Annotated in this window: 10 protein-coding genes; 5 read left to right on the top strand and 5 right to left on the bottom strand. The window is 35.6% G+C overall.

Annotated elements, in window-relative coordinates; all coding sequences use genetic code 11:
* On the bottom strand, positions 1 to 570 hold the full coding sequence (locus tag A8143_RS04580) for an RNA polymerase sigma factor (RefSeq protein WP_070137545.1): 570 nt from the start codon (positions 568 to 570) through the stop codon (positions 1 to 3).
* Between the two features lie 164 nt (positions 571 to 734).
* Here A8143_RS04580 and A8143_RS04575 point away from each other — a divergent pair, with 164 nt between their 5' ends.
* The 5 genes from A8143_RS04575 (at position 735) to A8143_RS04555 (ending at position 5,547) form a co-directional block, all read left to right on the top strand.
* A complete protein-coding gene (locus tag A8143_RS04575; RefSeq protein WP_070137543.1) occupies positions 735 to 1,220 on the top strand; it encodes a SixA phosphatase family protein in 486 nt (161 codons plus the stop codon).
* Positions 1,217 to 1,783: a crossover junction endodeoxyribonuclease RuvC gene (ruvC, locus tag A8143_RS04570; protein ID WP_262485615.1), complete on the top strand. Its 567-nt coding sequence runs from the start codon at positions 1,217 to 1,219 to the stop codon at positions 1,781 to 1,783. The genes A8143_RS04575 and ruvC overlap by 4 nt, the downstream gene beginning before the upstream one ends.
* Positions 1,784 to 3,601 (top strand): tetratricopeptide repeat-containing sensor histidine kinase, encoded by a 1,818-nt coding sequence (locus tag A8143_RS04565; RefSeq protein ID WP_070137541.1) that lies wholly within the window; start codon positions 1,784 to 1,786, stop codon positions 3,599 to 3,601. It abuts the gene before it with no gap.
* A gap of 1 nt (position 3,602) precedes the next feature.
* Positions 3,603 to 4,349, top strand: coding sequence for a LytR/AlgR family response regulator transcription factor (locus tag A8143_RS04560; RefSeq protein WP_175437485.1), 747 nt, complete (start codon positions 3,603 to 3,605; stop codon positions 4,347 to 4,349).
* 121 nt (positions 4,350 to 4,470) lie between these two features.
* Positions 4,471 to 5,547, top strand: coding sequence for a hypothetical protein (locus tag A8143_RS04555; protein WP_070137539.1), 1,077 nt, complete (start codon positions 4,471 to 4,473; stop codon positions 5,545 to 5,547).
* A 73-nt stretch (positions 5,548 to 5,620) separates the two neighbouring features.
* On the opposite strand, the gene A8143_RS04550 is transcribed toward A8143_RS04555, so the two are convergent.
* From A8143_RS04550 to A8143_RS04535, 4 genes are all read right to left on the bottom strand, one after another.
* Entirely contained in the window at positions 5,621 to 6,013 is a 393-nt protein-coding gene (locus A8143_RS04550; protein WP_070137537.1) for an HIT family protein, read from the bottom strand.
* Position 6,014: 1 nt separating this feature from the next.
* Entirely contained in the window at positions 6,015 to 6,488 is a 474-nt protein-coding gene (greA, locus tag A8143_RS04545) for a transcription elongation factor GreA (protein WP_070137535.1), read from the bottom strand.
* Between the two features lie 179 nt (positions 6,489 to 6,667).
* Positions 6,668 to 7,744 carry a PorV/PorQ family protein gene (locus A8143_RS04540; RefSeq protein ID WP_083261217.1) on the bottom strand — a complete coding sequence of 359 codons (1,077 nt, stop codon included), beginning with the start codon at positions 7,742 to 7,744 and terminating at the stop codon, positions 6,668 to 6,670.
* A gap of 35 nt (positions 7,745 to 7,779) precedes the next feature.
* Positions 7,780 to 12,024 (bottom strand): T9SS type A sorting domain-containing protein, encoded by a 4,245-nt coding sequence (locus A8143_RS04535; RefSeq protein ID WP_139134266.1) that lies wholly within the window; start codon positions 12,022 to 12,024, stop codon positions 7,780 to 7,782.
* Between the last annotated feature and the right edge of the window lie 21 nt (positions 12,025 to 12,045).

Raw genomic sequence — 12,045 nt, 5'->3', positions numbered from 1 at the left:
CTACGCCCACATTTCTCTATTTTCTGATCGTCCTAGTTTTGCGACCATCTCTCTTAATAATTTTCTTGCATTCGAAAGATGCCATTTTGAAGTACCGTCTGAAATTCCGAGCATATTACCTATTTCCTTGTGAGTGTATCCATCAATCACATAGAGGTTAAAGACTTTTCGGGAAACATCAGGTAATCGTTTCAGCAATCCCATTAAAACATCCATTTCTAATTTTGACCAAACTCCGTTTTCAACAGAAGTTACATGAATTTCTAATTCTCGATCGGTCTCTTTGGCATCAACTAATTGAATATAATTTTTATGCTTACGAAATTCATCAATTATGGTGTTCATTGTAATTCTTCTCACCCATGCTTCAAAAGGTGTCCCTTCCTTTAACTTATCAAGGTTTTTACAAATCTTCACAAAACTTAGGTTTAAGATGGAGCGTGCGTCTTCTTCATTTTTGTGATAACGCATGCAGGTAGGCATTAATTTTACATAACACCATTCGTATAATTTTTCCTGGGCACGCCGCTCATTCTTACGACAAGCTTCAATAATACTGTGATCAATCATACACTCTTTTTGGATAAAAGAACCAGTCGAATTAGTCTCGACTGGTTCGAATAAGTAGTTTGATTCACTTTATCATAGTAAACCCATAACTATGACAAACTTATCAATTTATATAACGGTTATTCTTAATTTAGGGTTGGTTATTCTTTAAATTATTTAGAATTATGTTGAAATTGTTTGTATTAAGACATGGCAAAGCTACACGACCTGAACGAGATAGTCCAGATTTTTCCAGACGATTAAATCGAAAAGGAAACGCGCAAGTCAATCAGGTAGGTTATATTTTACACGAAGAAAAAGTTAAAATTGATACGATTTTAAGTTCAAGTGCAACTAGGACCAGTCAAACTGCGGAAATAATGAAATATCACCTTAATTCACCTCAAATTAATTTTTTTGATGATTTATATTTAGCTGATTGTTCACAAATTGTCAAGTTTATTAATGTTAAAGCAAAAGGAGATGCCGTTCTACTTGTAGGTCATAATTTCGGTTTGAGTGACACTGTAAACTACCTTTCAAATGATAACCTATTATTATCAACTTCGATGTTAGTACAAATTAATTTTAACTTTGACGACTGGAAATACGTTAGTAAGAATACTGGTGAAATTACACGAATAATAGAGCCTAAAGTACATACCTTTTGAAAAAACAAACAGACAAAATCATTCTTGGAATCGACCCTGGTACGTCAATCATGGGGTATGGTTTAATTCATGTTAAAAATGGACAAATGGATTTGGTGACATTTGGGGTCATACACCTAAACAAACTATCCAATCATCCCGATAAACTAAAACGAATTTTTACAAGGGTTGACCAGCTTATTTTGGAGTATCATCCAGATGAAATGGCTATAGAAGCTCCATTTTTCGGTAAAAATGTTCAGTCTATGTTAAAGCTTGGTCGGGCGCAAGGAGTTTCTATTGCTGCTGCATTACATCGAAACATTCCTTTTGAAGAATATACACCAAAAAAAATCAAACAAAGTATTACAGGAAGTGGTAATGCCTCAAAAGAGCAAGTAGCAGCAATGTTGATGCGTATGTTTAAAGTGAAAGAAGTGCCAAAACATTTAGACGCTACTGATGGATTAGCTGCGGCTGTTTGTCATCATTTTCAGGGTGGAGTTGGTGAACATAATAAATCAAAATCTGGCTCATGGAAAGCCTTTTTATCCGACAATCCCGCGCGATTAAAAAAGAAGTAAATGCGTCAAATTTTAAGTCTACTCTTCTTATTTAAAATTGGTGTCTTGTTCAGTGGTATGAATCCGGACAGCTTGAGGCTCGTATTGCAGTCATCCACAAAAAGGAATGATTTCCGATACGTTGACTCAATCATCACTGCTACTAATGCTGCATACAATTCGTTAGAAGTCAAAAAACTGGTACAAGTTGCTTTAAAAAGGTCGCAGGACTTAAAATTTGAACTGATTGAAGGCAAATTCCTCCTTCGTCAGTCAATTATTGAAACCTTGAGCGGTAATTTTGCTCCAGGAATGAACGATGCGAGAGATGCTTTAAAAATTTTATCAAAATACAACGCCATAGAAACTTCCGCTTGTTATAACACAATTGCTGGAATGGTAGCGTACTTTGGTGATGTGGAAGCTGCGAAGGAATATATGCGAAAAGCCGACCAAATTTGCGCTTTATTTAGAGGTCATCCTTACTATTTTGAGTCTCGTTGCAACAATCACTTAATGTGGGGAAATATTTATTTGTCATCTGGCAGTTTGGCCTTGGGTGAGCAACACATTTTACAATCGCTTAAAATTGCAAATCAGCACGGCATAACAACTGCCGAAATCTATGCACGCTTAAACCTGTCTAAACTCGCGATAATAGAGAAAGATTTTGAACGCGCGAATCAAAATTTAGACATTGCTTTAGAGTTGTCTAAGGCAAATAAAATATACAATCTTGAAGCAATTACAGACATTAAAATTGCGCAAAATTTTGAAGCGGAAGGCAAACCTGAAGCGGCGATTGTTAAATATTTACAAGCAGAACAATTAGCGCTAACGCAAGATTTGGGTGATCGTCTTTTGACAATATACAAATCACTGAGTAAGCTCTATAAAGAAAGAGGGAATTTAAAAGCATCATTTCAGTATCAGGAAAAATACATTAAAGCCTACGAAACACAAAAAAAAAATGAAAAGGCTGAACAATTAGAAATGTTACAAGTAAAATTTAAAATGAGTGAGCGAAATGCTATGATCGCAAACTTAGCCTTAGATAAAGAGAATAAAGAAGCGCAGAACAATTTTTTTAAACTAGCCATTTTTGTAACGATTACAATAATCATCATTCTCATATTGATTACTTTATTAATCTACAATAAGAATTTATTAGAACGAAAATTGGCTGCAGAAAAAACGGAAAAAGCAATTGCGAACTACCAAATGACAGCGTTGAAATCCCAAATGAACCCCCACTTCATATTCAACGCTTTAAACTCGATTCAAGATTTAATTTTAAAAGGACAAGCGGAAGAATCATATCGATACATCAATAAGTTTGCCGATCTGGTTCGAAAAACGCTAAATCATTCCAACCAAAACTTTATAGATATTGACGATGAATTTTCATCTATTGAAGTTTATCTGGCGCTAGAACGATTGCGTTTTAAAGAAGACTTACAAATTAATTTTATTACGAATAACATTTCAGGTATTAAAATTCCACCATTATTAATTCAACCATTTATAGAAAATTCGATCAAGCATGGCTTACTTCATAAAAAAGGATCAAAACAACTCACAATTCGATTTGACCTTGGACAACGATTAAGGTGTGTTATTGAAGACAATGGAATTGGACGAAAGGCCTCTAGAGAAATAAATAAAAGAAGAGCAAAAGGACACGAATCATTCGCAACAAGTGCAATAAGTGGCCGTTTTGATATTCTTAAAAACATCTATGGACCGCATGTTGGTTTTACCTATACAGACCTTGAGAACGAGGGTATTGCTACTGGAACTATTGTCATTATCAATCTACCATTTCAACAAATTTATTAAAATGAAAACTATAAAAGCCGTAATTATCGATGACGAGTCAAGCGCTCGAGACATAATTGAAGGATTGTTAAAAAACTATTTTCCCAATGTAGAGGTTCTAGCGAAATGTGAAGACTTAGAACAAGGAATCATTGCAATACGAAAAGAACAACCTGATGTAGTTTTCTTGGACATTGAAATGCCGAATTATGCCGGATATGAAATTGTGAATTACTTTGATAAAATTGAATTTGAAATCATATTTGTTACGGCCTATGATCAATACGCTGTAAAAGCATTCGAATTATCTGCTGTGGATTATTTATTAAAACCGATTGATATAGATCGTTTTAGAAAGTCTGTTAAACGACTGCAAGAAAAAGTGAAGTTAAAGCACATCAAATCAAATTATCAAGTTTTAAAAGATAATTTAAGTAAAGAATCTCACAAAAAAATAATCATACCAAATCATGGCGATCAAAAAGTTATTCCGTTAAACAACATTATTGCTTTTGAGGCGAAAGAAGCCTATACCACAATTCATACTATTGATGAAGGTCGATTTATGATGAGTAAAAACTTAAAACACTTTGAAAACCTTTTAGAGGGCGAGTCACAATTTTACCGCTCACACAAATCATGGATTATACAAATCCCATTAATCAAAAAATATTCAAAATCCGAACTAACCGTACTTTTAGAAAATGACTTAACCGCAAAACTTTCAAAGTATAAAAAAAGTGATTTTGAAGAAAAATTTAAATTTTAACACACCCTATACCATCAGTTTGGTACAGCAATTGTATAATGAGAAAAGAATGCAATTCTAAATAGCTAGTTTTGGTAATAAAGTTTTAGGATTTTAATTATATTCGAAAAAAATTGAGAAAATGAAAAAGTTTTTATTTGCTTTGGCACTGTGTTTTACAGCGCTTCACGTAAGTTCGCAGATTGTGGAAAAATATGGCGATGGCTATGTCTCGGACAATCATGTGATGGACAAAATTGACATTAAAGAAATTGGTCGATCCATTCATGTTGCAACGGTGGAGGAAGGACAACTAGTTGTCAGAAGGTATTATAGACATAAATGGGAAAATTTTGATGTAACTCCAATCAAGGGTATATTCAAGCTTAAAGCGTTAAAATTATTTGCATATAAAGCTGTTCCTTACGTGTTCTGCTATTATGATGATAAGATGTCTGTTATAAGAGCTATTGAAGACAAATGGGAATTTGTTGGAGAAGAAAGTTTTGGTGAAGGTAGTGTTCACAATCCAGAATTCTCGGTGATTGGAGAAACTCCATATATCGTTTATGAGGACAAAGACTATGAAATGTTGAGAATGTACTCTTTATTAAACGAATCCACTTGGTATGATTTTGACTTAATGCCAAGTATTGGAGTGAAGTCTTATAAATTAGCTGCGAATTATAGAGGTGATTTATACTTATCTGTTCTCAACAATGAAGGGATTTCATTTAAAGAAGTCAATCAACTAGAAGAAGATGTTAATGCTTGGAAGGATTTAACCAAACGACTTAAAGTTGATGAAAACATACCAGCTATTGATGACTTTGAATTTATACAAAACAAAGCTTACATCACGTTTAGAGACGAAAAAGGACCGTTAATTATGTCTCTTGAAGATTTAGCAAAAAAATGGGAGATAGTAGAAAAATGTGATAAACCTATTGCTATTGGCACACGCGATTATAATCTAAATATTTCTGAGTATTTCTTTTATACTTCTTTAAACAAGGAGGGTATGCCACAGTATTTAAAAAACAATAAAAAAGGGGTTTGGGGCGAGCTAACCAATCTTTCGAATAAACCTGCAAAAGCAGTAGCTTCTTGTGAATATAAAAATATTATTTATGTAGCATATGTTCACGGCACTACAAATAAGCTAATGGTTAAAACAATTGAGAAAGGAGACTCCAATTTACAGAACGATAAAAAATAGTGTCAATCAAAAATCATTAAAAAAGGCTGCTATGAAATCATAGCAGCCTTTTTTAATACCTCTAGACGTAACTTTAAAGCTCATTCTTGATTGCAGTAGCTATGCTCACCAATTCATCCTGTGAGAGATTCATTTTTGGATTTGCAAAATTCATATCCTGAATTGAATTTATTGGAATGAGATGGATATGGGCATGAGGAACTTCTAAACCTACAACTGCTACACCAATTCTATTACACTCAAAGGCTGCTTTAATTCCTTTGGCGGTCTTTTTTGCAAACAACATCATCTCTGCTAGCAAATCATCCTCTATATCAAAAATATAATCTACTTCAGTTTTAGGAATCACGAGGGTGTGTCCTTTTTGGAGTGGAGATATATCTAAAAAAGCAAGAAATTGCTCATTTTCCGCAACTTTATGACAAGGAATTTCACCTTTTATAATTTTTGAGAATATAGATGACATATTAACGTGAGATTTCTATTATTTCAAATTTCATTATTCCGTTTGGAACTTGGATATCCGCAATATCGCCAACTGCTTTACCTAGAAGTCCTTTTCCAATTGGCGAGTCAACCGAAATCTTTTTAGCTTTCAAATCTGCTTCATTCTCCGCAACAAGTGTATAATCTAGTTCCATTCCATTATCCACATTTTTTATCTTAACCTTACTTAAGATAAGCACTTTTGAAGTGTCTAAGTTTGAATCATCAAGAATACGAGCATTTGACAGCACTTGTTCTAACTTGCTTATTTTTGCTTCTAAGAGACCTTGCGCTTCTTTTGCTGCATCATATTCGGCGTTCTCAGATAAATCCCCTTTATCACGCGCCTCTGCAATTTGCTCTGAAATACTCGGTCGTTCAACAGACTTCATATGATTTAACTCAGCTTTTAGCTTTTCTAATCCTTCTTTAGTATAGTAGTTTACATTTGACATAACACAATATTTTAAACATAACAAGAGAGCCCCTAATAGGACTCTCTTGAATAACAAATATACAAAATTAAATTGAGAAACACATTTAATTCTTCAGTTCTAAACAACAGTATGATAAGCGTTTAACAAAAAAGCCGATGCATACACATCGGCTTTTGTAATTTTATTGAATTCAAGTATTATAATAAATCAATCGATAATCCAATAGTGTGAACATTATTAAACAATCTTGTTTGTCTAAATGCGTATTGAATTCCTATCAAACTTTTGCTCTTTCCTACTACTGCATCAACAGAAACACCAGCACTTAATCCACTCAATGCTGTTACGCGAGAATTAAAATCGAATTCACTTGAAAAAATACCTTTTTCGTAAACATATCCCGCCATTAAGTTAAAGTTTGCTTTATCTAAATCCATTCCATAATTTAAACCTAAGCGAAAATTATCATTCGAAAATGAATTAGCGGTAAATCCTAAAGCCGCTGTTAATTTATTAGTTTCCGAAAAGTTAAAATCATATGATCCTCCAATTGCTAATAAAGAAGGCATTTCAAAAGTAGCAGAACGTTGCTCTAAAGTAGCCTCATCACCCGTTGAAGGGTAAAGCACTGAAATTCCTAATCCATCACCTTGAAAGCTCATCGTTGGCCCTATATTCTTTAAAGCGATACCAAATTTCATTTGATCTTCTTCACCTGTAACGTAACGAATTCCTGCATCAATTGCTACGCTTGTTCCTCGGAGATCCGCAATAGATTCGTTAATAACTTTAAAGTTTACACCTCCATAAATCGAATTTGAAAATTCTCTAGCATATCCTACATTAAAGTTAGAGTATACCGGTGTAAACGTTCCAATACCACCTTCAGGCAAATCAACTGTAGTAATATCAATATCACCAAAGGACATTGCCATAACTGTTACAGAAATAACACTACTTTCTGATACACGTTGAGCTAATCCGGCCGAATTAATATTTATTCCAGCACCACCTAACCAATTTGTACGATCAAATCGAATTTGTGTTTTATCGGTGAAAGCAAGACCTGCAATATTTGTATAAACAGCATCAAGTCCATTTGCGCAAGAAATACCTGCATCTCCCCAAGCAGCGCTTCTTGCCCATGGGTTGATCAATAATTCTGTTGCACCAGCTGATCCAACACGATCACCATTCCCAGCATAGGCTGTTCCTGATAATGATACTACAGCTGCGGCCATAAAAGCCCTTGTAATTAATTTATGTATTCTCATTCTTACTGAATTTCAAATTAATATCTTTCTTAATCTTATAAGTTATCTAAATCAGGCTGCCTCATTACTCCAAACCACTTAAGGATTTTTTCATGTTGTTGCATTGAACCATCTTCACCCTCGATCTCCATCTTTATGTGAATAATATACATTCCTCCAGCGATTGGAATTCCTTGATGATTATTTAAATCCCAATCTAGAGATGTCAACGGATCATCCTTAACATAAGATCTAACTAAAGCACCCTGCATATTAAAGATTGTAACCTCACATCGCTCCGGTAGATTTGTAATCTTAACTCGAGTATCACGTTTACCAGTTTCATATTGATTGTAAGCATAATAAGGATTAGGAACGACATTGATTTTGTCAATTACAGATACTATCTGTGAACCAACACCAGCGATTGAAGGATTATCAAATCGGAAATTATACAGCGGGAAACCTTCATTATCATTATCCACAGTTTTCTCAACGTATGGTTGATTAACACGTGCACTAATCTTAACATCACATGCCAATAATTCTTGACCAGCTGTTAACATAGGTTCCATCACCCACATACATGACTTCCAAGCTTTTCCATAGTTTGATCGACGTGTAGAAGTACTTACATCATATTCTAACATTTCTCTCAACCAAGCACCTTCATCATATGCATTTCCGTCATAAACATCACCGAAAACATATACATAGTGCATTCCACCAAATAACGGTACTCCCGAGTTGTCAGCATAGCTTGAAGTTGGATTCCAAATCATATCATCCCCGTTATCTCCTAACAACCATGAATTTTCAGAGAATGCCATATTCAACCTAGTACCAGTATTTACATCTATAGCATATCCAGGGAACCAGCCCATTCCAGTTTCACTCACTAAATTCGCCTCAGCTGGGTTTCCTCCTTCTGCAACTGATAGACCATTTTTATCCACTGAAGCATCACCCCTTGGTGTAATCACTTCATTACCATGTTCCGTTTGCTCTAAGATATCGTTTATTTCAATAACCGGAACACGTGACCATTTTGATTTATCATTCGTAAGAATAATATCCACGTCATGTAATTCTTGTAATGAAATTTGGTTTTGAATAGAAGAAGCAGTTGTAAACCATGAGTCATTCGTTTCATAATGCGGTGTACTCGTATTCTCACCAGGCAAACCAAATGGGTGACCATATGCACCATATCCAACGAATTTGAATGGTGCTATTCCACCGTCTAACAATGTTTCGTAATATTGATTTTCAGCATCCAGAGCTTTGTCATCATATAAACATGGTTGGTAAATCCAGTTATCTGCAACACAGTCAGGATTTGGTGTTTCGGTATGATTTGCACCTTCATCATTTGTTCCCACTAAAATCCAGTTAGAAGGATAAAAAGCATCATTATCTTGAACAAAACTCAACCACTGTAGAGATGAATCCGCAAATTCAATTGTAGCACCTATCGGTTCTGTATATGAATTCGCAGCACCACCGCCAACAAAATACTGTTGATTAATGGTAACCGACAATCCCCAGTCGAGAATTAATTCTTCCCTAACAACAGTTATTGCTCTGTTTGAACGAACAGTATCGTTATAACTTACTCCTGACTCATCCGTATAAGACCTAGCCAACCACCAAGTTGATTCATCAACCTCGGTTGAATCATTTTCAAAACCTAAAGCATAATCACCCCCTTTAAGATTAAGTGGATCTATAACTTTAACTGCTATTGGACCAGCACCTACTTGATAAGTAGGGTGTTTTATACTCACGTTATTAAGTATTTGATCAACCGATCCTTGAGTCAACTCTAAAAACTCTCCTCCGTTTCCTAGACCTTCAACTTGAGTAATCTCTGGTTGCATTCCATAAGAAGTGGTATAAACTCTTCCGTCAGCCTCTGTCGTAACGTCGTGAGGAATTCCTATAACAGATTCGATAGAACCCCCTGTTGCTGTTAAACGTGAACGCAAATAAGGTGTTTTTTGTCCATCAATTAAAGTTGGATCATCTGGATCATACTCTTTGTATTGATTATAAGCGTATGACACCGCAATATAATAATACTTTTTATGGTTTATTAATGTACGATCACCAGTAGCAAACAAATCTTCAGTTACACGGAAAGATCTCTTTAACCCCTGATCTAATTCTCCATCACCCGCAGGTTCAACCATTACAGCAGGAATAGAAATATCTAATTCTTCATCATAAGTATAGTTCACCAATTTACCAACGCCATTTTCAACATCAGATTGAGCGACTAAACGCGCTTTATCCGTTTCACCTATATCCGAAACCGAAGCTAATTCATCGACCATTTGGTAAATTTGAAAACCTTCAAAACGGTATTTATTATCGTACTCTATACCTTCAGCTAATAATTCATCAGGAGTAATAATATTAATACGATCTTCCTCTTCAAAATCCTCTAACGGCTCAATTCCCGCAGGATCTGATAAAAACAAAATTAACTCGTTCTCTAATTCTTGAATTTCTAGAACTGGAGCAAATGGCGGTTCAACAATTTGGAAACAATTATCAAATAAAGCTTGTGCTTTTGTATCAGCCGTTTTTAAAGCCCTAACTGGTGCTTCCAAATCCGTTTCACTACTTTGACCAACTACAACACCCACTGTAATGTTATTTACTGCTCCCGGTCTAAGAATAAATGGACCTGCAGATTGCATGAATCTTCTATCGAAAGGTGATATTCCAGCAGTAATTTCACTCCATGGTTCGGAAGATGGTTGTGGTACAGGATACGTTCCCCAATGCAATGGATCAGAATCCCCTGGGAACATATACTTTGTTGCAACACCTGAACCGGTTGTATTTCCATTACCACCGAATTGCATGTCTAGACCATTCTTCCAAATACCTCTAAGGTAGTTGTAATAATCAGCAGCCGAACTTGGATCCCCATAAGGACCGTTATCTCTATTATGATACATGAATCGTGACATACCAAATCGCTCATTATCTGGAGTACCATCACCATAACCAATTCCAAGACCTGGGTAAGGAATACCCTTTTGAGCATATACTTCTGGTATTAAAACAGCAGGACCGTCTTCATCTGCTTCTGGCTTATATAATGGGTTATCAATACCATCATTATCCAAATAAGGACCTTCAAAGAAGTCAATTCCTACAGCCGGAACATTTGAACCATAACCTGGTTGACCAGTAGCCCCTTCATCTTCAGTATCTGCATTATAAACATACCCTAAACCTCTAGCCACATCACAACCAACAAAATCATCCTCTGCAAATCCTACATCTGGATCCACCCATTGACCAAAATAAGTATCATATAAAGTTTGCGTACCACGGTTAATCAACTCATAATTATAAAAGGTCATATCATTGATTTGATCATCAGTCGCGAACGAAAATGCTTGCGCTCTTACCTCCATTCCAATCGGATCACCACCAGTTTCTGTATGAATATTCCCTTTATCATTGAATACCCACCAATGCGTTTCATCACCAAAAAGTGTAATTCTTCTATCATTTCGACAATCCACTTCTTCCTCTATATCATACCAAGGGAAATCACCATCCGCTATTGGATCATAAATACCATTTCCTGATTCTCCTTCAGGAGCATTATCATAGAAAGGTGCTAAATAGAAATCTTGTCCTAAACCTGGATCGCCATGCGCCGGCCAGTTTTCTATTCGTCTCATTATATCCTCATTTGGACGAACAACGTCATCACAATCTGAAGGATCAGTAATTCCATTTTCACAATTCCACCAAGTGATAAATTGTAACACTTCGTTTTTTCTTATCGTAAAAAATTGATCATACTCTGAACATTGTTCAGGCGTAATTTCAGCAGCTCCATAATCTTTGTAAAGCGTAACTTCAGCATTTTGAGGAATGAATGGATCATAGTTTCCAGTTCCTTCAATTAAATCACCCAAAGGACCTGGCCAAAAATCATTTCCTTGTCTATAGGTATGAGCCGCAAGTTTTAGCTGACCATTAATATCTGTTCCACCCATCCATAAAGCACCAGAGAACAAGACATGGTTACCACTTCCAGATGGATACTCATACGCCGCGAAAGGTCGTGAACGATCCTGCCACATCGACCCTCCTGTTTCAACTAGCGCTCGTATATTATTGAACTCCATGAACAATCGCTCAGTTGCAGGAGCACATCCAGCCGCACGAGAATCATCTACTCCACTTGAACGTAGGTAGCCCTCTCCAATATAAGCCAACGACATATGTCCCAGACTTAAAACACAAATACTTAACAATAATTTTTTCATAATTTCTAAATTAACTTTCAA

The sequence above is a fragment of the Crocinitomix algicola genome, from assembly GCF_001661595.2.
In the GTDB taxonomy this organism is placed as follows: domain Bacteria; phylum Bacteroidota; class Bacteroidia; order Flavobacteriales_D; family Crocinitomicaceae; genus Crocinitomix; species Crocinitomix algicola.
This window is presented reverse-complemented; position numbering and strand designations above follow the sequence as displayed.

Bases quoted from the DNA above. Each gene is read 5' to 3' on its own strand.
- A8143_RS04580 (WP_070137545.1), bottom strand. From the start codon at position 570: ATGATTGATCACAGTATTATTGAAGCTTGTCGTAAGAATGAGCGGCGT.
- A8143_RS04575 (WP_070137543.1), top strand. From the start codon at position 735: ATGTTGAAATTGTTTGTATTAAGACATGGCAAAGCTACACGACCTGAA.
- A8143_RS04565 (WP_070137541.1), top strand. From the start codon at position 1,784: ATGCGTCAAATTTTAAGTCTACTCTTCTTATTTAAAATTGGTGTCTTG.
- A8143_RS04560 (WP_175437485.1), top strand. From the start codon at position 3,603: ATGAAAACTATAAAAGCCGTAATTATCGATGACGAGTCAAGCGCTCGA.
- A8143_RS04555 (WP_070137539.1), top strand. From the start codon at position 4,471: ATGAAAAAGTTTTTATTTGCTTTGGCACTGTGTTTTACAGCGCTTCAC.
- A8143_RS04550 (WP_070137537.1), bottom strand. From the start codon at position 6,013: ATGTCATCTATATTCTCAAAAATTATAAAAGGTGAAATTCCTTGTCAT.
- greA (WP_070137535.1), bottom strand. From the start codon at position 6,488: ATGTCAAATGTAAACTACTATACTAAAGAAGGATTAGAAAAGCTAAAA.
- A8143_RS04540 (WP_083261217.1), bottom strand. From the start codon at position 7,744: ATGAGAATACATAAATTAATTACAAGGGCTTTTATGGCCGCAGCTGTA.
- A8143_RS04535 (WP_139134266.1), bottom strand. From the start codon at position 12,024: ATGAAAAAATTATTGTTAAGTATTTGTGTTTTAAGTCTGGGACATATG.